Consider the following 21,816-nt stretch of genomic DNA (forward strand, 5'->3'; position numbering starts at 1 on the left):
GGGAACTGTAATGCGCGGGGGCGCCGCCCGGCGAGGACGGGACACCTTCTCCCCCTGGGCAAGCCCGGCCCAGGGTCAGCGCAGGACGGAACCGGGCGAGTCGAGCAGGCGCTGCACCGCCGGGAAGCTGAGCAGCGCCATCGCCAGCCCGAACAGCACCATCACCACGTAGGAGGCGCTGACCCAGGGGCCGGGGGCACGGCGCTCCTGCGGGTCGGGCCGGGGGGTGAGCCACAGGTGCAAGACCGTGAGCACGGCGCCGCCGAACACCAGGGCGACCAGGGCCACCGGCACACGCAGCGCCTCGCTCGCCAGCAGCTCACTGCTCTGGCTCTGGGCCGCCTTGCCGAGCAGGAACAGGCCCAGGATCACCGCCAGCAGGTTGTTCAGGGCGTGGACGATGACGGCGTTCCACAGGCTGCCGGTGTGCTGGGTCAGCCGCGCCAGCACGTAGGCCAGCGGCACGATGCCCACGATGCTCGCCGGAACCCCGTGCGCCAGGGCAAACGCCGCGCTGCTCGCCACCGCCGCCACCCCGAAACCGGCGGCCCGCTCCTGACCGCGCATCATCAGGCCCCGGAAGGCGACTTCCTCGGCGAAGGGAATCAGCAGCCCCGCCGCCAGCACCAGCGGCAAAACGTCCAGCCCCCGCGACAGAAACTGCGGCACGGTGTCGGACGCGCTCGGCACCAGCATCACGTAGGCGACCACGAAGGCCCGCGACGCCAGAAACGCCAGCACGAAGGCCGCCAGCGCCGTGCCCCACGACGGCGGCGTGCGCCAGCGCGTGTCGGAGCGGAGCGCGGCGATGCTCGGCCTGAAGGCGGTCAGCGCCACGCCCACCGAGACGGCGAACGACAGCAGCAGCGCCGTGCCCAGCGGCAACCCCAGCCCGACGCGCACCGTCTGCCCACCCGGACCCAGCGGCAGCCAGACCCCCATCGCCAGGGCCGACACCACGTTTTGCACCACCAGAAGCGTCAGGGCGGCGCGGCTGCCGCTGAGGGCGGTGATCTGCGGCCCGTTCTCCGGGGGATTCGGCTGGGTCTCGGGGGGCGCGGGCTGGACTTCCACATCCTCCGGCCAGACCGGACGGGGCGTGGCGGGGACGGCGGGCGTCACCTGCTCCTCGGTCCGGGCAGGCGGGGACGGCGGGCGGTCCGGGGCAGTCATCTGGGGTCAGGGTAGCGCGGGGCGGGGCGGCGGCGCCTTGGTCCTCCGTTGTTTTCCCGGCGCCCTGCTTTGGCGCTAGCCTCAGGGGGTGACGGCAGGTATAACGAAAGGAAAGGGCAGCCCCTGGCCGCAGGACGTGGTGGTGTTCGACCTGGAGACGACCGGGTTTTCCCCGGCCAGCGCCGCCATCGTCGAAATCGGCGCGGTGAGGATCGTGGGCGGACGCATCGACGAGGCGCTGAAGTTCGAGACGCTGGTGCGCCCCACCCGGCCCGACGGCAGCGTGCTCAGCATTCCCTGGCAGGCCCAGCAGGTTCACGGCATCAGCGACGAGATGGTGCGCTCGGCCCCCACCATCGAACAGGCCCTGCCCGGATTTCTGGACTTCGTGGGCGGATCGGCGGTGGTGGCCCACAACGTCGGCTTCGACGGCAGCTTCATGCGGGCAGGCGCCGGGCGCCTGGGCCTGAGCTGGGCGCCCGAGCGCGAGCTGTGCACCATGCAGCTCTCGCGCCGCGCCTTTCCCCGCGAACGGGCGCACAACCTGACCATCCTGGCCGAGCGGCTGGGGCTGGAATTCGCCCCCGGCGGGCGACACCGCAGTTACGGCGACGTGCAGGTGACCGCCCAGGCCTACCTGCGCCTGCGCGAACTGCTCGGGGAGAGCGGGTAAGGCTTCCCTATCGGCCCTCACTCACTGCACCTGTCAGCTTCGGCACGAACACGATGGCGTTGGGCACCGGGCGGCCCCACACCGTGTTGAGGTAGCCCCCCAGGTTCCCGTAGCCGCCGGTCAGGTAGGCGCTGGCGCTGCTGCCGCTGTCGAGGCGCAGGGCGTCACTCAGGCCCGCGCCGACCAGCGCGGCGGCAAAAGCCTCGGGGGTGCCGTGTTCCAGATAGGCGACGGTGGGCTGGCCTTTCCACAGCCCCAGCGCCACCTGCCGGGTCGGGCGCCAGATGGAAGCGGCGGTGTTGAAGCCCTCACGCCGGGGGTCGGTCACGGCGCGGCCCGCCTGAACCAGCAGCGGCCCGGCGCTCAGGGCGTCGCGGGTCAGCGGCCAGGGCGCGTCGTCCGAGCGCCAGTCGAGGCTGACCTCCAGCGCCTCGCCCGCCTGCCGGGGCAACTGCGCGAAGCGGTCAGGGTCGAAGGTCAGGGTGAGGGTGCCCACCGGGGGCACGTGAGGACCGGACACGGCCCGCTCGACTGTTCTCCCGCCCAGCCGGACATGCAGGGTCAGGAACCCCGCCGCGCCCGTTTCCGTGTGGCCGTCACCGACAAAGGCGGTCAGCCAGTCCGGCCTCGCCCGGCTGGTCACCGCGTTGGCCTGCACCTCACCGAAAGGGCCGCGCAGACGGTAGCGCGGTCTGGGATACCCGAAGACGAGGCCGCCCCCCGGCAGCAGGCCCACGGCGGCGCGTTTTTCCAGGCTGGCGGCGGTCATCAGGCCACCGCTGACCACCAGGTCCACCGGCAGTGCCGAGGCCGGGTCGAAATAACTGGCGTTGACCCCCGCTGTCCCGCCCACCTGCGCGACGAGCTGCGCGACCTCGGCAAACGTCCCGCGCGGCGCCGACACCACCTGCGCCTGAAAGCGGGCCGGGTCGAAGCTGAGCAGGTGCAGCCCGCCGAGCTGCCGGTAGGTCACGCCTGCGGGCAGGGCCTGCGGATTGATCGGCGGCGGCACCTCGCGGCCCAGTTGCGTCACCGTGTCGATCACCACGCGGGGAGGGTCGCTGAGCGTGAACACCTCGCTGCGGCCACCGCCGGTTTGCAGGCGCACCCAGCTCCCCCCCGCATCCATGTCCAGGCTCAGCGTGTCCCCCGAGGCGAGGGTCTGCTCGCCAGTCACGGTCCCCACCCCCGGCAGCCGCACCGCCAGCCCGTTCGCCGTGCGCTGCACCTCCGGGGCCACCGGCGCCGAGAGTTCGAGGACCACCCGCTGCGTCTCTATCTGGCGGTGCAGTTCGCGGCCCACCCGCACCGTCTGGAGCCGGACGCCGAAGTCCGGCAGGGGCAAGAGCGAGGTCCGGGCCGGGGACGGGGCGGTGGTCACGGCCCCCACCGGAACGCGGGCAGGCACCACGGGGGAGGCCGACATCTCAGGCGAGGGGGGCAAATCGGGCGAGGGCGGCAGCGTCTCTCCCGGCACCCGCAGCGGCGCGGCGAAGGCGAGCAGGTCCGGCGCGTCGGCTTCCAGCGGCACCCCCAGCAGGCGCAGGGCGGCGAGCGGCGCGTACAGGCTCTGGCCCTCGAGTTGCGGCGCGGGCAGGGGCGCACCCAGGGTCAGGCCCAGCGCCCGCCAGCCCCGGCCCGGGGCGTACCGCAGTTCGCGTCCTCCCCACTTCAGGCGCAGGTCGTTCGGGTCGTTGCGGACCTCGACCCCCAGCCGGGGCAGCGCCCAGACCGGCAGCATCTCCGTGCCGCCCACAGTCCCGCCCAGCCAGCGGGTGCCCACGCTGGCCGCCTGCACGCTGCCCCCGATGGCGACGGGCCGGGCCTGCGCTCCTCCTCCCGTCAGGCAGAGCGCCGCCGTGAGTATCCCGGCGCCCAGCGGCGAGCATGAGCGGGCGACCAGGGAAAAAGCCAGCATCTTCACGTGGGGAGCATAGCGGGCAAGAATGCCGAGCGGCACGCACAGGAGCGGGCCGTCAGAGCTTTGTGCCAGAGCGCTCCTTATACTGCGCGGTGACATGATTGAACCTTCACTTGCCCTGTACGGCGAAGCGTTCGCCCGGGTCGATCAGCATCTGGAAGAGCTGCTCGGCGTCACCGGCGTGCGCTACTGCCTGCTGGTGGACCGCAAGGGCTTCGTGCTTTCGCACAAAGAGGCTCTGTGGGCGCCCCGCCCCCCCGCGCTGGACTCGGTCGCCACGCTGGTCGCCAGCAACGCCGCCGCCACCACCGCGCTGGCGAACATGCTGGGTGAAGCCACGTTCGCGGAGCAGACCCATCAGGGTGAAAACGGCACGCTGTACGTCGAATCGGTCGGCAGCGACGCCCTGCTGACCCTGATTTTCGACTCCAGCGTGGCGCTGGGCAAGGTCAAGGTGTACGCCCGCAAGACCATCGGCAAGCTCGAACCCATTCTTCAGGAAGTCAGCGACCTGCCCGAACCCGAACTCGGCGCCGACTTCAGTCAGGGCGCTGCGGCCCTGCTCGACGACCTGCTCGGGTAATCGCCCCCGCTGTCGTCGCCCCCTCTGCTTCTCTGTCCGGGGCGCACCGCCCGTTTTCATGTCCCCCCTTCCCTGCCCTTTTCCCAGTGCTGCGGCCCCGCCCAGCTTCTTTGCCCCGGAGGTCACGTGAGTACCATCAACTTCGCCGCCCGTGAAATCAACTGCAAAATCGTGTACTACGGCCCCGGTATGTGCGGCAAAACCACCAACCTCAAGCATGTGTTCGGCAAGGTGCCCGGCCACCTGCGCGGCGAGATGGTCAGCCTCGCCACCGAGGACGAGCGCACCCTGTTTTTCGACTTCCTGCCGCTCGACCTCGGCACCGTGCAGGGCTTCAAGACCCGGTTTCACCTGTACACCGTGCCGGGGCAGGTCTTTTACAACGCCAGCCGCAAGCTGATTTTGCGCGGTGTGGACGGCATCATCTTCGTGGCCGACTCGGCGCCCGGACGCCTGCGGGCCAACGCCGAGAGCATGCGCAACCTGCGTGAGAACCTCGCCGAACACGGCATCGACATCAACGACGTGCCCATCGTCATTCAAATCAACAAGCGCGACCTTCCCGACGCCCTGCCCACCGCCATGATCCGCGCTGTGATCGACCCGCACAAGCGCTACCCCACCTACGAAGCCGTCGCCTCGAACGGCACGGGCGTGTTCGAGACGCTCAAGGCCACCAGCCGCCTCGTGCTCGAAAGGCTCTCGCGCAACCGCTGATACGGATTCCGCTTCATTCCTGCACAGTCGGGAAAGCGCCGCCTGTGCATCCATATCGCAGAATCCGTATTTTTTCCTACTCGCATCCGCTCTGCTGCGCAGCTTTGCAAGTCGGATTGAATCTGAAACTACCAGATTCAACCGGAATCCGTATGAGTGACCAGGCAAAACGAAATGGCCCCCACCGGTGCAGGGGCCGTTTCGTTTTGCTGCCTTTGGTGCCGAGAACGGGACTTGAACCCGTACGAGTTGCCTCGGTCGATTTTAAGTCGAATGCGTCTACCGATTCCGCCATCCCGGCTGGGAGCAGAGCGGAGTATATAAAAAACCCCCCGCCGGGTGGGCAGGGGGCAGGTGGTGGAGGTGGGCGGAGTCGAACCGCCGTCCAAAGGTCCGTCCAGCGTGCGTCTACGTGTGTATCCCGCTGTTTGATTGTCGGGCCGGCGCTCACCAGCGGGCGGGTTCTCGCAGGCCGTAGCTCCATGAATTTTCGCCGTCGGCTATGGAGAGTCGCCTGGGCTAGCCTTCTTTTTTAGTGACTTCCGCGACGCCAAAGGCCGGGCTGCACGGTCGTCATCTCACTTAAGCAGCGAGAGCGTAGTTCTGGTTGCCAGTTAATGGCTTTGCCGTTTGTTTACGAGGCCAACGGCACCTCGACACGCAACATCACCTTCAGTTCCCCTGTCGAAACCGGGTCACCCCCAGCGGGCTTTCGGCGGGGGGGCATCTCTTCCCCTGCTTCAGCGTCCTACAGGATAGCAGGAAATAGAGATTTTGTCGCGCCTGTCGCCTCGCAGCCGCCCTGACCCTGCCTGAGGCTTCCCCTCATCTGCGGGTCAGCGCCGGGGCCGGGTGTCGCCGGGGCCGACTCTGCCCCCCTGCGCGTACACGCGCTATCCTGCCCCACTGTGAGCGCGGCTGCCCGGAGCGGAACCCAGGTCAAGACCTATCTGGAACTCGTGAAGTTCGAACACACGGTGTTCGCCCTGCCGTTCGCCTATGCGGGAATGCTGCTGGCGAGCCTGAGTCAGAACGGCACCGGCTGGCCCGGCTGGCACACGCTGCTGTGGGTCACGGTGGCGATGGCGGCGGCCCGCACGGCGGCCATGGCGGCCAACCGGGTCATCGACCGGGCCATCGACGCCCGCAACCCCCGCACGGCGGGACGCGAGGTGCCGAGCGGCAAGGTCAGCCCGGCGCAGGCGTGGGCGCTGGTGGGGGTCAGCGTGGCGGTGCTGATGTTCGCCGCGTGGCAGCTCAATCCGCTGTGCGTGGCGCTGCTGCCGCTGGCGCTGCTGTTCCTGATCGGCTACCCCTACACCAAGCGCTACACCTGGCTGTGCCACGCCTGGCTGGGCGTGACCGACGGGGCGGCGGCGGCAGGCGGCTGGATTGCCGTGACCGGGGAGTTTCATCCGGTGGCGTGGGCGCTGTGGGCGGTAGTCATCTTCTGGATGATCGGTCTGGACACCATCTACGCGACGATGGACTACGCCTTTGACCGGGCGAGCGGCATCAAGAGCATCCCCGCCCGCTTCGGCATTCCGGCGGCGCTGAACATCGCGGCGGTCAGTCACCTGCTGACCTTCCTGCTGCTGCTGCTCGTCGGCGTGCTGGCCGGGGCGAGCGTGTGGTACTTCCTCGCCGCGCTGGTGATGGGCGCGATTTTGCTGTTCGAGCACCGCATCGTGGACCCGCAGGACCTGGGGCGGGTGAACGTGGCCTTTTTCGACGCGAACATGTGGCTGGCGATCACCATGCTGCTGGGGGTGGTCATGGACGTGACGTGGCGCACCCTGACCTGACGGACGACTGGATTCCGCTGGCAGCGGCGCAGGCTTTTGCGGCGGGAGACGAGCACCACGCCCGCACGCTGCTCGCCCGCGCCCGTGACGCCCAGCGCCCCGGCAGCCTGAACTGGGCGCGGCTCGAGCGGCTCTACGGTCTGGTGTCCATCCACGTGCTGCGCGAGGTGGAAGGCACCTTTGCCCTGGAACGCTCGGACGCGGCGCTGCTTCGCCTCGGGGCCGAGCTGCCGACACTGGACGACCTCGAAGCGCGGGCAGGCGGGGAAAGCGCCTAAAATGCCCCTCATGTTCTTTTCCCTTCGTCCTCCTCTGCCCCGCCGGAGTGCGCCCGCTTGACGCAGGACCGGACCCTGGAAACCTCCGAGACGGAGTTCGCCAAACGCTACGCCCCCCACGCGGCGCAGGGCACACTGTACCCGCAGCACGAGGGCAGCCCGCTGCTGGAATTTCTGGCCGGGGGACGGGTGCTGTACCTGTTCGACCGCTGCGGCCCCTACGCGGCGCGGCCCGGTCCGGCACGGGTGGTCGTCCACGGCCTGCTGGACCCGGACGGCACCGAGGTGCTGGGGCCGCACGCCGCAGCCGAAGAACGCCTGACCGTGCAGGGGGTTTCGGCGGTCACGGGATGCGGGCAGGTGGTGGAGGCGTCGCGCCGGGTGTGGGTGGTGCAGGCGCGACTGCCGCTGGTGCTGGCGGCGTTCGGGGCGCTGCCGCCCGCGCAGCCGGGCGACTGGGTGACGTTCCGAACGCTGCCGCCCCTGCACGGGTTCGTCGTGCGCGAAGGGGACCGCTGAGGGTTCGCCCGCGCCGCCGCAAGGGCAGCCCCCAGGCGGGGAAAGTTCTCACCGCGCCCGCCGTTATCCTCTGGCGTATGAAGGCCCGTTTTCTGCTGCTCGCCGCCCTGCTTCCGGGGGCGCTTCTGGTTTCGGGTGTGGCGGGGGCCTACACCGTCAAGCCGGGTGACACCCTCTACTCGCTGGCCCGCAGCAGCGGCCTGACCGTCGAAGCCCTGATGCGGCTCAACGGCCTGAGCACCCCCGAACTGCGGGTCGGGCAGGTCATCAAACTGCCGGGCGAGGGCGCGGCGACGCCTGCCCCTGTCCCGGCTCCAGCGGCCCCATCACCTGCCAAACCTGCGCCCACTAAACCTGCGCCCGCCAAGCTGCCCACCGTGGCGACGGCGCCCAACGTGCTCAAGCTGCCGGGGTTGACGGTCACGGCGCCGAGGAGCCTGAAGATGGGCGACGGCTTCGTGCTGCGGCTGACCGGCGAGCAGGCCAGAAACGCGACGGTGCGCTTTCCGAGCGAACTCGGCGAAGACGTGCGCCACCCCAACGAGGAACTGCGCCCCCTGTGGAGCGGCGAGCAGTACGTGGTGCCGGGGCGAGTGGTGCTGGGCAAGACCACGCCCGTAATCTACGAGGTGCGGCTGGGCGGCGACGTGGTGCGCGGGCAGATTCCGGTGGGCGACCTGGGACAGCGGGTGCAGCATCTCAACCTGCCGCAGAGCATCAGCCGGGTGCTGCAAGACCCTGCCCGCGAAGCCGAGGACGCCGCCGTGGAACAGGCCTACCTGCGCCGCACGCCGCAGCAGTGGCAGCGGCCCTTCGCGCCCGCGCTCGCCAGCGGCAAGGCCACCAGCAGCTCCTTCGGGCAGCCGCGCACCTACGTGCAGGGCGGCAAGGTCGCCTACCACTACGGCACCGATTACCCCGCCCCCACCGGAACGCCCGTCCTGGCCATCAACGACGGCACGGTGGTCATCGCCGGACGCTACCCGGTGCGCGGCGGGCTGGTCGTCATCGACCACGGGGCCGGGGTGGTCAGCCTGTATTTCCACCAGAGCAAGGTGACGGCCAAGGCCGGGCAAAAGGTCACGCGCGGTCAGAAGGTGGGCGAGGTCGGCAGCACCGGCCTGAGCGCCGGGCCACACCTGCACCTCGAAGTCCGGGTGCGCGGCGAGGGCACCAACCCGGCGGGGTGGATGGGCAAAGTCTGGCCCTAGAGCATTTGACAAAAAGACGCAACGTCTTTTTGGCGAGCGGACTGGGACAGCTCGCAGAGAGCGAGTGCAAAACACGGAGCAGGGCGGACTTGCAAAGCTCTGCGGGGCAGCTCTGCGAGTCCGCAGCAGACTGGTACAGCTCCGCAGGAGAGAATGGAGTGATGCGGGGTGCCGTTCCGCGCATCACGTAATTCGGAGAACTGCTCTAAGGTCTGACCCCCTGAAGTCTGGCCCCCTGAAGCCTGGCCCCCTGAAGCCGGATGACCGGCAGACGACTGGAGGTTCGGGGACACGGGTTTTCAGGGGCACGGATTTGGGGCGCAATCGGCAGCAGCCGGGCACCGGACCCTCTACAGTGACAGTCATGCGTCCCCTTCCCACCCTTGAAGAACTCAACGAGCGCGGCGAGGGCTTCCTGCCCGGTCTGGTCGGCATCCGCTTTACCCACATCGAGCACGGGCTGCTGCGCTCGGAGCTGACGGTGCGGCCCGAGCTGTTCGCGCCCAACGGCTACCTGCACGCGGCGTCGGTGGTGGCGCTGGCCGACACGACCTGCGGCTACGGCACCCGCACCCTGCTGCCCGACGAGGCCAGCGGCTTTACGACCATCGAACTCAAGAGCAACCACCTCGCCACCTCGCGCCAGGGGGTCGTGACCTGCGAAGCCCGCGCCGTCCACGCCGGGCGCACCACCCAGGTCTGGGACGCCGAGGTCCGCAACGAGCAGGGTCAGGTCATGGCGCTGTTCCGCTGCACGCAGGCCGTGCTCTATCCCAAGTCCTGAGCGTTTACCCTGTGACCATGACCGACCCGGCCCCCGAATCCCAGCCCACACTCGCCCAGACCGAAGGAACCCGGCTTCAGCCCGGCGACTCCTTTCCCGAGTTCTCGCTGCCCGACGCGGCGGGGGACCTGCACACCCTGGGGCAGTACGACGGCAAATATGTCGTGCTGTACGTCTATCCCAAGGACGACACGCCCGGCTGCACCCGCGAGGCCTGCGATTTCCGTGACCACCAGATGCTGAAACAGCACGGCGCGGCCATCCTGGGCATCAGCCGTGACGACGCCACGAGCCACCGGAAGTTCGCCGAGAAGTACAGCCTGCCTTTTCCCCTGCTGAGCGACCCCGACGCCGAATTTCTGCGGGCCATCGGCAGCTTCGGCCCCAAGACGAGCTACGGCAAGACCACCGAGGGCGTCAAGCGGCAGACCTTCCTGATCGGTCCTGACGGCAAACTGGTCAAGTCGTGGCTGGCGGTGAAGGTGGACGGACACGCCGACGCGGTGGCCGCCGCCATCGACCAGGACGTAAAGGCGCGGGGGCAGGCGTGATGGACCTGGAAGCACTGAAGAAAGAAGCGGCCCTGCGCGCCGTCGCCCTGGTGCGGAGCGGGCAGCGGGTGGGCCTGGGCACCGGCAGCACCGCCAAATACGCCATCGAGGAAATCGGGCGCAAGCTGGCGGCGGGCGAACTGACGGGGATTGTCGGCGTTTCGACCAGTGAGGCCAGTGAGCAGCTCGCCCGCAAGGTCGGCATTCCCACCGAGCCGCTCGACCCGCGCCCGCTGGACATCGCCATCGACGGCGCCGACGAAATCGCCCCGAATCTGGACCTGATCAAAGGACTGGGCGGCGCCCTGGTGCGTGAAAAAGTCACCGAGGTGCAGGCCGGGCGCCTGATTATCATTGCCGACCACACCAAACTGGTGCAGAAGCTGGGAGAAAAGGCCCCGCTGCCCATCGAAATCGTGCCGTTCGGCTTTCTGTCCACCATCGAGCGGCTGCGCGGGTTCCTGCCCTCGGGCCGCCTGCGGATGAGCGGCGCACAGAATTACGTCACCGACAACGGCAACTACATCTTCGACGCGGGGCTGCCCGCCGACTTCGACGCACATGAACTCGAACGCCGCATCAAGGGCACACTGGGCGTGGTGGACACGGGCCTGTTCCTGGGCATGGCCGAGCGGGCGTTCGTGGCCGCGCCGGACGGGGTGCGGGAGCTGGTGCGCTGAACATGAGTGGTGCGGTGGTCCTTCCCGCTCTCACTGACGCGCTGAACCACTTCTTCGGTCCCCATTTTTCCGCTGATACGGATTCCGATTGAATCTGAAACTACCAGATTCAATCCGAGCGGATGCGAGTAGGAAAAAATACGGGTTACGCGATATGGATGCACAGGCGGCGCTTTCCCGACTGTGCAGGAATTAAGCGGAATCCGTATGAGGTGGAAAGTGGGGGCCTGGGTTTTCACTGGCGGGGGCGCAGTTTTGGCGGCTTGGAGCTGTCGGGAATGCTAGAGGGTGATGTGGCATGGTCTGCCCTCAACACCGCCCACGACGTTGTTCTGGAAGGGTTGGGCGAAGACGGCGAACATCCGCGAGCCCTGGCCTCTGCCCACGTGGACGTGCAGCCAGTGGCAGGCGGCTGGCAACTGCGGCTGCTTACCCCCGACGGTGAGACCCTGAGACAAGAGGTGTGGCGAACGTCAACCTGAGAGAAGGAGAGAAACGCGTCGCTTCTCCCTGCCAAACAGAGGGAAAGGCGCGCAGACGTCTCCTCCTGCCCCCTCTGGCCCCTACAGCGCCGCCACCTGTCGGCTCAACTCTGCCGGGTCTTTGGTCGGGAGCTGGCAGGCGTGGTTCACGCACACATACGCCTGACCGCCACCGGGCCGCGCTTCCAGCACGGGCAGCCCCGCGCCTTCCTCTGCCGGAGCGAGGGCCGTGAAAGGCAGGAAATGCCGCGCCAGTTCGCGCTCCAGCGGCTCACGCTCGGCAGGCGTGCCGATGACGGCCACCTCGGTGTGCGGCGCGTCCAGAAAAGCGGCCACCTGCCACAGTCCGCCCAGACCCGTCGGCGCGGCGAGCAGTTCGGCGTGGAAGCTCTGAACCGTGCGCCGGGCGATGGCCTCCGCTTCCCCGTCCCCGAAATAGCGGTGCATCCACACGGCGAGCAGGGCGGCGGCGGCGTTGTCGCTGAGAATCGCGGCGTCGAAAAACTGCGCCTGCCGGGTGAGCAGCGCCTCGGCCTGGCCCCCGGTGGAGTAGAAGACCCCCGCCGACTCGTCCCAGAAGTCGCGCCGGATGAGCTGCCACAACTCCCGCGCCCAGTGCAGGTGCGCGAGGTCGCCCGTCGCCTGATAGAGAGAGACCAGCCCCAGCGCGTAGAGGGCGTGGTCTTCGAGCAGGCCCTCCACGCTGGCCCGCCCGCCTTTGAAGGTGTGGCGCAGGGTGCCGCCGGGCAGGCGCAGCTCACGGCGGACGAACTCGGCGTTGCGGCGGGCGAGCAGCAGGTACTTTTCTTCCCCCAGAATGCGGCCCGCGTCGGCCAGGGCCGCGAGCATCAGCCCGTTCCACGAGGTCAGCACCTTGTCGTCGGTGCCGGGCTGCGTGCGCCGTTGGCGGGCGGCAAAGAGGCTGTCCTTGGCGGCTTGCAGGCGGGCGGGCACGTCCTGGCCCAGGTCCGGCGCGAGGTCGGCGGCGCGGCGCGGCACATGCAGGACGCTGCGGCTGCCCCACTGCGGCTGGTGCGGGTCGCGGAAGTTGCCGTGTTCGGTGACGTTGAAGTAGCGCAGCACGAGGTCGGTGTCCGCCTCCAGGCCCGAGGCCGCCAGCACCTCGCGGAGTTCCTCGGGGGTCCAGGTGAAGGTCAGGCCCTCCACCCCGCCTTCCTCGGTGGGCGTGTCGGCGTCCTGCGCCGAATAGAAGCCGCCCTCCGGCGCGAGCATCTCGCGCTTCAGGTAGGTCAGCGTCTCGCGGGCCAGCCGCGCGAAGTCCTCTTCCCCGGTGAGCTGGTAGGCCCGCAGCAGCGTGCGCGTCAGTTGGGCGTTGTCGTAGAGCATCTTCTCGAAGTGGGGCACGAGCCACTGCGCGTCCACCGAGTAGCGGTGAAAGCCGCCGCCGAGCTGGTCGTAGATGCCGCCTGCGCCCATCATCCGCAGCGTGTGCAGCGCCATCTCGCGGCCCCCGGGCTGGGTGAGCAGAAAGTCGAGGTGGCTGGGGGCCGGAAACTTGGGCGCCTGGCCGAAGCCGCCGAGCTGTTCGTCGTACAGGCGGGCGGCGTTCTCGACGGCGCGGGTCAGGGCGCCGGGCGGCAAGTCGCCCTCGCGCCGGACGGGCTGACTCGCTTCACGGATATGGTCGGTCAGCGCCTGCGCGTTCGCGAGCAGGTCGCCGCGTCCGCTGTCCCACGCGGTGGCGATGCTGCTCAGCAGGCGGGGAAAACTCGGCAGGCCCATTCCCTCCTGCGGCGGGAAGTAGGTCCCGGCGTAAAACGGCTCGGCGTCGGGCGTCAGAAACACGGTCATCGGCCAGCCGCCCTGCCCGGTCAGGGCCTGGGTCGCCGCCATGTACACCGCGTCCACGTCGGGGCGTTCCTCGCGGTCCACCTTCACGTTGACGAAGCGGGCGTTCATCAGGGCCGCCGTCTGGTCGTCCTCGAACGACTCGTGCGCCATCACGTGACACCAGTGGCAGGTGGAATACCCCACGCTGAGCAGCACCGGCACGTCGCGGCGGCGGGCTTCCTCGAAGGCCTCAGGCGACCACGGCCACCAGTCCACCGGGTTGTCTTTGTGCTGAAGAAGGTACGGACTGCTTTCCTGGGCGAGTCGGTTGGGCATAGGGCAGGCTACCCCAGCGCCCCGATCCAGTGCGCCGGCCCGGACGCGAATGAAGAAGACCACAGGCGGGGCGACCCACTCGCCAGGGCAGGTCAGATAGGCATCACACTCACGGCGCCCCGCCAAGCGGCAAACTGTGCCATGACAATGACCAACACGTCCCAGCAGGATTCCCCTTTCGAAAAGCCCGTGCGCGTCCGGGCGGGCTTTTCCCTGACGTTCGAGGTTCCCTATCCCACGCCCATGCTCTTTGTGGTGCAGCCCCAGGAGCGCCTTTTCCCCACCGGCACCCGCCAGCGGCTCATTGCCCAGAAGCCCCTGGGGGCCGCCGAGGGCATCCACACCTACACCGACACCCACGGCAACCTGGTCTGGCGTACGGTGGCGCAGCCGGGCGAATTCGTCATCGGGCACGACCTGATCGCCGAGGTCGAGCGCCGACCCGACCCGCAGTTGCCCCACCTGCGCAAGATGAAGGTCGAGGAACTGCCCGACGACACCTTGCAGTACCTGCTGCCGAGCCGCTATGTGGACAGCGACCTCGTGAGCAGCGAGGCCTGGGAGCGCTTCGGCAACATTCAGGGCGGCTGGGCGCAGGTGCAGGCGGTGTGCGACCACCTGTTCGACACCTGCGTGTACGGCTACGGCTCCAATTCGACCACCACCGCGTCGCAGGCCCTCGCCAGCGGGCGGGCGGTGTGCCGCGACTTCGCGCACATGGGCGTGGCGTTTTGCCGGGCGCTCAACATTCCGGCCCGCTACGTCTGCGGCTATATGCCCGACATCGACTATCCGCCCGACCCCGTGCCGATGGACTTTCACGCCTGGTTCGAGGCGTTCATCGACGGCGAGTGGCGCACCTTCGACGCCCGCCACAACAAGCCGCGCACGGGCCGCGTGCTGATTGCCCAGGGCCGGGACGCCTCCGACGTGGCCTTCACCACGTCCTTCGGCGGCGCCAAACTGGTGAACATGAAGGTCTGGGCCGACGAAACCGACTTCGACAACACGCTCGACATCGCGCCCAACCCGCGCATCTTCTGAGCGCAAATACAACGCGAACGGGCCGGAGAATCAGAGTCTCCGGCCCGTTCGCCCTGTCATGAATTCAGGTCGCCCGGCGCAGCGGCGGCGCGCCCAGCAGCACCACGCCCAGCAGCACCACCGCCACCCCCAGCAGCGAGGCCAGGCCCACATGCTCGCCCGCCAAAGCGCCCCAGAACAGGCCCCAGATGGGCAGGATGTAGGTCACGGCCGAGGTCTGGGTGGGCGACACGCGGGCGAGCAGCGCGTAAAAGAGCAGGTAGGCCAGGCCGCTGCCGAAAACGCCCAGCGCGGCCACCGCGCCCCAGGCCCGCAGCGACACGTCGGCGGGGTGGGGACCGAAGGCGGCGAAGGGCAGCAGCAGCAAGCTGGAGAGCAGCAGCTGGCTGCCCGCCACGCTCAGGGGGGTCAGGCCCGCCGCCTTTTTCTTGCTCAGCACGCCGCCGACGCCGTAGCTCAGGGCGGCGGCCAGAATCATCAGCACGCCCGAGAGCGACGCCTGCCCGCCGCTCAGCCCGCCGGAAACGGTCAGCGCCACGCCCGCCAGCCCGACCAGCACACCCAGCCCCATCTGCGCCGAAGGGCGGGAGTCGCCCAGGCCCAGCGCAATCAGCAGGGTAAACAGCGGCGTGGCGGCGTTGAGGATGCTGGCGGTGCTGCTGCTCACGGTCTGCTCGCCCAGCGCGAACATCAGCCAGGGAAAGGCGTTGCTGAGCAGGGCCAGAAGTGCGAGCACCGGCCAGAACCGGCGCGGCGGAAAGGCCGTGCGGGTCACGGTCATCGCCAGCAGCAGCACCAGTGCCCCGAACACCGAGCGCAGCAGGGCCACCCACACGGGCGGAAAGTCGTGCCCCGCCCACTTGATGAGCAGGAAGGACATGCCCCAGAACGCCGAGAGCAGGAACAGGTCACGGACGTCGCGGCGGGTCATGAAGGGGAGTGTAGGGCAGGGCGGGGTTTCCAGCCTGTCCAGACGGCGGCGCGGGTGATTCGAGAGGTCATCGGAAAACTGGGGCAGGGCCAGGGCTCACCGCAGCAGACCCGCTCCTTTCTGCGCCGCCGTCTGCCCGCCGAGGTCGTCCACCTCGTCCTTGCGGGTGGCCCAGGCCGGGAAGGGGTAGTTGACGAGCACCGGATTGGGCACGTCGGGCTGGCTGACCAGCATGGTGCCGGGCTGCAAGATTCCGGCGCGGCCCCGGAAGCTCTGCGGCAGGAAACGGTACTCGGGCCGCTCGGCTTCGGCGAGGTCGAGGCGGCCCACCACCCGGATGGCCGCGTTGGACACGATGCGCCGCTCCACCTCGCTGGCGGTCTGCTGCGCCCCGATGAGGATGATGCCCAAGGAGCGGCCACGCTCGGCGATGTCGAGCAGCACGTCCTTGATGGGGCTGTCGCCCTCACGCGGGGCGTACTTGTTCAGCTCGTCGAGGACCACGAACACGGTGTCTTGCCGCCCCACCCGCTCCTTGTACTCGAAGACCTCGCGCAGCAGCACGCCCACCACGAACATCTGCGCGTGGGCGGAGAGGGCGTGGATGTCCACCACCGTGAGCTGAATGCCGCGCCTCAGCGGGTCGGGGCGGTACGCCCCAGCCTGCTCGGGGGTCAGGTCGCCGCGAATCAGGGGTGAGAGGTACTTCTGCACGCCGCGCAGCCGCCGGGTAAAGGCCCGCAGCGTGCCGGGCGACTGCTTGAGCACCCACTTGGGGTCGCCCTCGCCCTCGCGCTCTTCGAGCAGCTTGTATTCGAGGTAACCGATGAGCTGCTCGAAGGTCTGGATGTTGACCCCGCCGAGTTCGGAGAAGTCGAGGTTCTCGGGCGGCGTCTCGCTTTCCTCGAAGTGCCAGTCGTGGACCACCAGCCCGGTGCCCCGGCCCGTCTGCGCCCCCGCGAGCCGGAACAGCTTTTCCTCGATGTTGCCGATGACGAAGCCCAGGTTGAGGCTGGCCGAGGCGTCGGAAAACACGTAGGGCAGCATTCGCCGGGCGCAGAACTCGCGAATGGTGAAGATAAAGGGCGTGACCCCCTCGCTGCGCTGGTCGGTCTGCGGCACGATGGCAGCCCCGGACGCCCCGGCACGCGGCGGCGCGAGCAGTTGCACGTCGCGAAATGGCTCAGCGGGCAGGCCCAGCAGGGCGTAGCGGTCGGTGCTCAGGCCCTTGGCCTGCATGACCTTGCCTTCCTTTTCGTTCATGCGGGCGTTGGGTTTGTCGAGAAACAGCAGGTCCTCGCCCTTGACGTTGAAAATCAGGGCGCGTCCCCCCGCCGTGCCACTTTGCTGCCCGCCGCTTTTCTGGGCGGTGCGGTCCATTACCCCGCTGCGGAAGATGGAATGCAGCAGAAACAGCGCGTAACTCGTCTTGGTCGCCACACCGGAAATCCCGGAAATGTTGATGTGCCCGCCCGACTCGCCGTTGATGAAGCGGAAGTTGAGCGGCAGCGGCTGCCCGTCGGCCAGCAGGCCCCCCGGAAAGGCAGCTTCTTCCATCTTGTCGGCGCTCAGGGCCATGTCGAGTTCTTTACCCGTCGCGTGCTGCACCACGTCGCCCGGCTGCGGGGGAATGAAGTTCTCGGGGTCCACCCGCGTGACCAGCACCCGGGCGGCGTAACTGACCGTCGCCGGGAGCAGGCCCGCCACCACGTCCTCCACGTCCGACTCGAAGGTGACGCCCTCGTGCCGCTTGCGGACGCTGTCCACCAGTCCGTAAAAGCGCACTGGCGTGCTGTCAGGCTTGCGAGTCTCGACCACCACGAGGTCATCCAGGCCCACGCTCGCGCCGTGCTTCACCGCAAACCAGAAGACGGTGGGGGTCACGTCCTCGGTGCCCAGCACCATCCCGATGGGTGCTTCCGCGCCGCTCACGCCACCACTCCCTGCGCCACCAGGTGCGTGCGGATGCGCCGGGTCACGAGGTCAAGGTTACCCATGCTGCGGTTCATCGCCTGTTCGAGCGCCGCCGTGGGAATCAGGTTCTGCGGGGCGCGGGGGTCTTTGTGAAGCTTGCTGCCGAGTTTGCCCAGCAGCGCCCCCGACAGGTCGGCAATCTGCTGCACGGCGGCAGGCACGAACGAACTGTCCTCGGGCGCGTGCATTTCCAGCCGCATGATTCCGGCGAGCGGGTGCTGGTAAAACGGCGCCTCGCACAGCCGCACGTACCACGTAAAGCGCTGCTCGCGGCCCTCGGCTTCGCTGACGGCGCCGCCCCGGTCCCCCACCCGGAAGCGCAGGATGGGCGTGCGCTCGCCGCATTTCAGCTCACTCAGCAGCCCGATGCGGTCGGCCCCCAGGTAATCGGTGTGCAGGGTCTTGACATAGCCCACCACCGCGCTGCCGCCCCCGCCGAGGCGCACCGGGCCGTCCTGCAACACCAGCGACTCGGGGAGGGCGTCGGCGTCGCCTTCTTCCAGCGGAGTGGGCGAGGCGAGCTGGCGGCTGAGGCTCTGCTCCGCCTGCAACATCAGTTTCTGCACGGCGGCGCGGGGGCCTTCGACCTGACGCCCGGAAAAGGCGTGCGGCTCGTATTCCAGCACCCCGGTGTGCGGGTTGCGTGGGCTGAGCCGGGCCGGTTCGAGCGGCGCGTCCGAGCTGTAGGCCAGCACCCGCCGCGCCCGCACCTCCAGCAGCTCGGCCTGCCGCGACCCGTGCGGGCACAGGCTGACCGCGCCGACCACATACGCCCCGAACGCCGCGAGGTGCAGTTCGCCCGCGTCGTCGTCCATCAGCAGCCGCGCTTCCATGCGGGGTTTGCCGTCCACCACCAGCACTTCGCGCACCGCCTCCGGAATGCCCCGGGTGGGAATGGCCTCCCAGCGGTCGGTTTCCACGTCGAACACCAGTCCGGCAAAGGGTTTCAGCGTCAGTTGCCCCTCGAAAGTATCTATAGGCCAGGGGTCCAGACGAATACGCATAGGCAGGATTGTACGGCAGCCGGGATGTCATACGGATTCCGATTGAATCTGGTAGTTTCAGATTCAATCCGAGCGGATGCGAGTAGGAAAAAATACGGATTCCGCGATATGGATGCACAGGCGGCGCTTTCCCGACTGTGCAGGAATTAAGCGGAATCCGTATCAGGGGCAGAACAGGGCGCGGAGGGCACAGAGGGGAGGGTGGAGGGTGAAGGGCAAAAAGAAAGGGGGCCAGAGCGTTCGCCCCAGCGCCTCAAAAAGCCCTGCACTCTCCACTCTCTCCCCTCTGCCCTGCCCTCTGCGTCTTACCCGTGATACCCGCTCAGGCGCCGCAGCTCGGTTTCGTCGGTCAGGGTCAGGCAGCGGTAGGCGGGAAGCAGCAGGCCGTCGTCGCGCATTTCGCCGATCAGCTTGCTCACGCTCTCGCGGGTGGCGCCGGTGCCCTCGGCAATCAGTTCGTGGGTGGCCCGCACGAAGCGCTGACCGCTGGCGTGGGTGCCGCCCAGACTGGAGTCGGCCAGACTCAGCAGGTAGCGGGCGATTCGCTCGCGCAGGTCGCCGTCCTGCACATGAATGCTGCCCTGCACCGCCCGCTGGAGCTGAAGGCTCAGGCTGCGGGTCACGTCCCACAGGTCGCGCACGGTGAGCTGCTCGACATGCAGCGGCGTGACCAGCGCGTCGGTCAGCGCGACGAGCTGGTGCGTGCGCAGCTGCCCGTGCAGCACTTCCTCACCGAAAATGTCGCCGGGCTGAATGTGGCGCACAGTCAGGTTGCGGCCCTGCGGGGTCAGGCGCACCGCCCGCAGCAGGCCCGTTTCCAGGCGGTAGAGGGTGGGCGAGGGGTCACCGGCGTAGTACAGCGTCTCGCCCCGGCGAACCGGGCGGCGGCTTTCGGGGGGGAGCGGTACGGAAGCAGAAGCCGAAGGAAGCGGCGTCGGGGACATGGGAGCCTCCAGAAACGAGAAACGGGCTGGAAAATGTAGCCTGGGAAATGTAGCGTGGAGCGCAAATTGCTTTACTTTTTACATTGTCCTCGCCGCGCATGGGCCGGGCGTGAGGTGGCGCCTTCATTCACCATGAAGACACGTCGGCGGCCCCTTTGCGGCAGCTCCGCAGAAGAAGGCAGGCCCAGCGGGATCAGCCGAGCACTTCCAGCCCGTCGAGCACCACGCTGGCGTGCGCCTCGATGGTCAGGGCGTGGTCGTGGTTGTAGCCCCCGGCCATCATGGTCACGATGGGGATTCCCGCCGCCTGTGCCCAGCGAAACACAGCCCGGTTGCGCTCGCGCACGCCGTCCACGCTCAGGGCGAAGCGGCCGAAGCGGTCCCCCGCCAGCACGTCGGCTCCCGCGAGGTAGAGCAGCAGGTCGGGGCGGTAGGCGTCCAGCGCGGGCAGGGCTTCCCGGCGGAGCACGTCCAGGTAGTCGGCGTCCGTCACCCCGTCGCCCAGCCCGAGGTCGAGCGAACTGCGTTCCTTGCGAAAAGGATAGTTGCGCTCGCCGTGAATGCTGAGGGTAAAGGCCGTGCCCGCCGCCATTTCCGGCGCGAGGATGCTGGCGGTGCCGTTGCCCTGATGCACGTCGAGGTCGAGGGTCGCCACCCGCCGCGCCGTCCCCCGGTCCAGCGCGATGCGGGTCAGAATCGCCGCGTCGTTGACCAGACAAAAGCCCTCGGCGCGGTCATGAAAGGCGTGGTGGGTGCCGCCCGCGAGGTTGGCCCCCCAGCCCACGCTCTGCGCGTCGTGCAGCGCGGCCAGGCTGCCCCCCGCCGCCCGCAGCGCCCGCGTGACCACTTCCGGCGACCAGGGCAGGCCGAACTCGCGCTGCTCGCGACGGTCCACCTCGCCCCGCCGCCAGCGCCGCAGCCACAGCGGGTCGTGCGCCCGCCCCGCGTCGGCCCAGCGCAGTTGCGGGGTGCTCAGAATGGGCAGCAGCCCGGTCAGCCGCTCGCGCACGCCCGCGTACTTGTAGTAGGGAAAGCGGTGACCCTCGGGCAGCGGAAACCCGAAGTCGGCGGGCGAGTAGGCGCGAAAGGGGTGCGGCATGGGGGCCAGGGTAGAGAGTGGCGCGGGCCGAGTCTGTGAGGACCGGGAAGGAGAACCGGAAAGGTCGCGGCGCGCCTTACACGGATTCCGCTTCATTCCTGCACAGTCGGGAAAGCGCCGCCTGTGCATCCATATCGCGGAATCCGTATTTTTTCCTACTTGCATCCGCTCTGCTGCGCAGCTTTGCAAGTCGGATTGAATCTGAAACGACCAGATTCAATCGGAATCACCTCGGGTGCGGCGGCAAATGAGTGTTCAACCGAGGCGCAAACCATGTTGTGGGGGACCTTTTGCTCGGCGCTGTGGAAAGCGATCGGAAGTGAAATCCATCCGGCGAGGGGGGAAATCCACGCGATGACGAGGGCAGGACTGGAAGGCGGAGACCGCTCCCGCGCTCTGCACGGCATTTTTACCTTCCCACTACCGCGAATCTCGCCGCACCCGAGGTGAATCCGTATTATCCTGCCCCGCAGCCCCTGAAGCAGCCAGAAACCCACGGCGTCGAGCAGGCCGACCATCAGCAGCGTGCCGAGGCCAGCCAGAACCTCCTGACGCCCGAACTGCATCGCCGCGCTGAAGATGCCGCCGAGGTTGAGGCTCAGCAGCAGGAGAATCAGCAGCCCGAGAAGCATCTCAGCGCCCCTCTTCCGGCGGCTTCTCTCCGGCTCGCCCCGGACCCACGTCGGCCAGCCAGCCGCAGCCGAAGGTGGCGACAGGACCAGGGGCCAGGGGCATGGGCGAGAACATGCCTCGCAGCCTACCCGCCCGGCCCGTTACTCTGAAAGCCATGTCGCTCGATTACCTGAGGATGTACCAGGCCAAGATGGCCCACCAAGCCGCCCGCAACGTGACCCAGGACCCCGCGTGGGAAGAAGGGCGCGACTTTCCCGAAGTGTCGTTTCCGCCGGTCATCGTGATTTCGGGCGGCAGCATGTTCTCGGGCCGGATCGCCGGACCCGACGGCTACAACGCCCGGATGCGCGCTCTGCTCCGCGCGGCGCCGGACAGCGACCCCGAGATTCTGGAGGGCCTGCTCGCCATGTACCCCGCCCAGACCGTCTTCAGCCCCGAGCAGCTCGCCGCCGACGAACCGGTCCACTTCGAGCACCTCTACCTCATCGACGTGCGCTCGTACCAGGGTCACCGCGTCATCAACCTGCCCGCGCTGTCGCTGCGTTTCGACGCCATCGACGGGTGGAACATTGGGGAATTGCCGGAGTAATACCAGCATGGAGGAGGCAAGGTCCAGGGCAGCGCACCCTGGGCCTTTTGCTTGCTGCGGCTGCCGACCCTCCGGCGGACCGGTGGCTGCGCTA

22 protein-coding genes, 1 tRNA gene and 1 other RNA gene are annotated in these 21,816 nt (G+C 68.5%); 13 read left to right on the top strand and 11 right to left on the bottom strand.

Annotation, left to right across the window (positions count from 1 at the left end; all coding sequences use genetic code 11):
- Positions 1 to 75: 75 nt before the first annotated feature.
- Positions 76 to 1,173 carry a CPBP family intramembrane glutamic endopeptidase gene (locus G6R31_RS07785; RefSeq protein ID WP_029732924.1) on the bottom strand — a complete coding sequence of 366 codons (1,098 nt, stop codon included), beginning with the start codon at positions 1,171 to 1,173 and terminating at the stop codon, positions 76 to 78.
- 88 nt (positions 1,174 to 1,261) lie between these two features.
- On the opposite strand from G6R31_RS07785, the gene G6R31_RS07790 reads away from it, so the two are divergent.
- Positions 1,262 to 1,846 (top strand): 3'-5' exonuclease, encoded by a 585-nt coding sequence (locus G6R31_RS07790; RefSeq protein ID WP_026138652.1) that lies wholly within the window; start codon positions 1,262 to 1,264, stop codon positions 1,844 to 1,846.
- A 7-nt stretch (positions 1,847 to 1,853) separates the two neighbouring features.
- On the opposite strand, the gene G6R31_RS07795 is transcribed toward G6R31_RS07790, so the two are convergent.
- A complete protein-coding gene (locus G6R31_RS07795) occupies positions 1,854 to 3,764 on the bottom strand; it encodes a phosphodiester glycosidase family protein (RefSeq protein ID WP_051056449.1) in 1,911 nt (636 codons plus the stop codon).
- Between the two features lie 100 nt (positions 3,765 to 3,864).
- On the opposite strand from G6R31_RS07795, the gene mglB reads away from it, so the two are divergent.
- Together mglB and mglA are read left to right on the top strand one after the other, a co-directional pair.
- Entirely contained in the window at positions 3,865 to 4,350 is a 486-nt protein-coding gene (gene mglB, locus G6R31_RS07800) for a GTPase-activating protein MglB (protein WP_017869070.1), read from the top strand.
- A gap of 126 nt (positions 4,351 to 4,476) precedes the next feature.
- The gene (gene mglA / locus G6R31_RS07805; protein WP_017869071.1) at positions 4,477 to 5,067 is read left to right on the top strand and encodes a GTPase MglA; all 591 of its coding nucleotides are present in this window, start codon (positions 4,477 to 4,479) and stop codon (positions 5,065 to 5,067) included.
- A 216-nt stretch (positions 5,068 to 5,283) separates the two neighbouring features.
- Here the strand turns inward: mglA and G6R31_RS07810 are convergent.
- Both G6R31_RS07810 and ssrA read right to left on the bottom strand, forming a co-directional pair.
- Positions 5,284 to 5,368: transfer RNA gene (locus G6R31_RS07810), tRNA-Leu, on the bottom strand.
- Between the two features lie 54 nt (positions 5,369 to 5,422).
- Positions 5,423 to 5,770, bottom strand: a transfer-messenger RNA (tmRNA) gene (ssrA, locus tag G6R31_RS07815).
- 205 nt (positions 5,771 to 5,975) lie between these two features.
- On the opposite strand from ssrA, the gene mqnP reads away from it, so the two are divergent.
- From mqnP to G6R31_RS07855, 8 genes are all read left to right on the top strand, one after another.
- Entirely contained in the window at positions 5,976 to 6,872 is an 897-nt protein-coding gene (gene mqnP / locus G6R31_RS07820) for a menaquinone biosynthesis prenyltransferase MqnP (protein WP_017869072.1), read from the top strand.
- Entirely contained in the window at positions 6,854 to 7,150 is a 297-nt protein-coding gene (locus G6R31_RS07825) for a hypothetical protein (protein WP_017869073.1), read from the top strand. Before mqnP ends, G6R31_RS07825 begins: the two co-directional genes overlap by 19 nt.
- Positions 7,151 to 7,207: 57 nt before the next feature.
- The gene (locus G6R31_RS07830) at positions 7,208 to 7,669 is read left to right on the top strand and encodes a hypothetical protein (RefSeq protein ID WP_017869074.1); all 462 of its coding nucleotides are present in this window, start codon (positions 7,208 to 7,210) and stop codon (positions 7,667 to 7,669) included.
- Between the two features lie 77 nt (positions 7,670 to 7,746).
- A complete protein-coding gene (locus G6R31_RS07835) occupies positions 7,747 to 8,880 on the top strand; it encodes a LysM peptidoglycan-binding domain-containing M23 family metallopeptidase (RefSeq protein WP_017869075.1) in 1,134 nt (377 codons plus the stop codon).
- A 364-nt stretch (positions 8,881 to 9,244) separates the two neighbouring features.
- The gene (locus G6R31_RS07840; RefSeq protein WP_017869076.1) at positions 9,245 to 9,664 is read left to right on the top strand and encodes a PaaI family thioesterase; all 420 of its coding nucleotides are present in this window, start codon (positions 9,245 to 9,247) and stop codon (positions 9,662 to 9,664) included.
- Between the two features lie 17 nt (positions 9,665 to 9,681).
- The gene (prxQ, locus tag G6R31_RS07845) at positions 9,682 to 10,215 is read left to right on the top strand and encodes a thioredoxin-dependent peroxiredoxin PrxQ (RefSeq protein ID WP_025567489.1); all 534 of its coding nucleotides are present in this window, start codon (positions 9,682 to 9,684) and stop codon (positions 10,213 to 10,215) included.
- A complete protein-coding gene (gene rpiA / locus G6R31_RS07850) occupies positions 10,215 to 10,895 on the top strand; it encodes a ribose 5-phosphate isomerase A (RefSeq protein ID WP_017869078.1) in 681 nt (226 codons plus the stop codon). The genes prxQ and rpiA overlap by 1 nt, the downstream gene beginning before the upstream one ends.
- Positions 10,896 to 11,188: 293 nt before the next feature.
- The gene (locus G6R31_RS07855) at positions 11,189 to 11,377 is read left to right on the top strand and encodes a hypothetical protein (protein ID WP_152423406.1); all 189 of its coding nucleotides are present in this window, start codon (positions 11,189 to 11,191) and stop codon (positions 11,375 to 11,377) included.
- 81 nt (positions 11,378 to 11,458) lie between these two features.
- On the opposite strand, the gene G6R31_RS07860 is transcribed toward G6R31_RS07855, so the two are convergent.
- On the bottom strand, positions 11,459 to 13,504 hold the full coding sequence (locus tag G6R31_RS07860; RefSeq protein WP_017869079.1) for a thioredoxin domain-containing protein: 2,046 nt from the start codon (positions 13,502 to 13,504) through the stop codon (positions 11,459 to 11,461).
- Between the two features lie 141 nt (positions 13,505 to 13,645).
- On the opposite strand from G6R31_RS07860, the gene G6R31_RS07865 reads away from it, so the two are divergent.
- A complete protein-coding gene (locus G6R31_RS07865) occupies positions 13,646 to 14,548 on the top strand; it encodes a transglutaminase-like domain-containing protein (protein WP_026138653.1) in 903 nt (300 codons plus the stop codon).
- Between the two features lie 64 nt (positions 14,549 to 14,612).
- On the opposite strand, the gene G6R31_RS07870 is transcribed toward G6R31_RS07865, so the two are convergent.
- From G6R31_RS07870 to G6R31_RS07895, 6 genes are all read right to left on the bottom strand, one after another.
- A complete protein-coding gene (locus tag G6R31_RS07870; RefSeq protein ID WP_017869081.1) occupies positions 14,613 to 15,479 on the bottom strand; it encodes a DMT family transporter in 867 nt (288 codons plus the stop codon).
- Positions 15,480 to 15,575: 96 nt separating this feature from the next.
- Positions 15,576 to 17,384 carry an ATP-binding protein gene (locus G6R31_RS07875; RefSeq protein WP_017869082.1) on the bottom strand — a complete coding sequence of 603 codons (1,809 nt, stop codon included), beginning with the start codon at positions 17,382 to 17,384 and terminating at the stop codon, positions 15,576 to 15,578.
- A 23-nt stretch (positions 17,385 to 17,407) separates the two neighbouring features.
- On the bottom strand, positions 17,408 to 18,457 hold the full coding sequence (locus tag G6R31_RS07880) for a DNA double-strand break repair nuclease NurA (protein WP_017869083.1): 1,050 nt from the start codon (positions 18,455 to 18,457) through the stop codon (positions 17,408 to 17,410).
- A 305-nt stretch (positions 18,458 to 18,762) separates the two neighbouring features.
- Positions 18,763 to 19,401: a cyclic nucleotide-binding domain-containing protein gene (locus tag G6R31_RS07885; protein WP_017869084.1), complete on the bottom strand. Its 639-nt coding sequence runs from the start codon at positions 19,399 to 19,401 to the stop codon at positions 18,763 to 18,765.
- Positions 19,402 to 19,594: 193 nt separating this feature from the next.
- The gene (locus G6R31_RS07890) at positions 19,595 to 20,500 is read right to left on the bottom strand and encodes a histone deacetylase family protein (RefSeq protein ID WP_017869085.1); all 906 of its coding nucleotides are present in this window, start codon (positions 20,498 to 20,500) and stop codon (positions 19,595 to 19,597) included.
- 155 nt (positions 20,501 to 20,655) lie between these two features.
- Positions 20,656 to 21,132: a hypothetical protein gene (locus tag G6R31_RS07895; RefSeq protein ID WP_025568135.1), complete on the bottom strand. Its 477-nt coding sequence runs from the start codon at positions 21,130 to 21,132 to the stop codon at positions 20,656 to 20,658.
- 155 nt (positions 21,133 to 21,287) lie between these two features.
- On the opposite strand from G6R31_RS07895, the gene G6R31_RS07900 reads away from it, so the two are divergent.
- Entirely contained in the window at positions 21,288 to 21,722 is a 435-nt protein-coding gene (locus tag G6R31_RS07900) for a hypothetical protein (RefSeq protein WP_017870975.1), read from the top strand.
- The last annotated feature ends 94 nt before the right edge of the window (positions 21,723 to 21,816 follow it).

This window comes from Deinococcus wulumuqiensis R12, from assembly GCF_011067105.1.
Taxonomy (GTDB): Bacteria; Deinococcota; Deinococci; order Deinococcales; family Deinococcaceae; genus Deinococcus; species Deinococcus wulumuqiensis.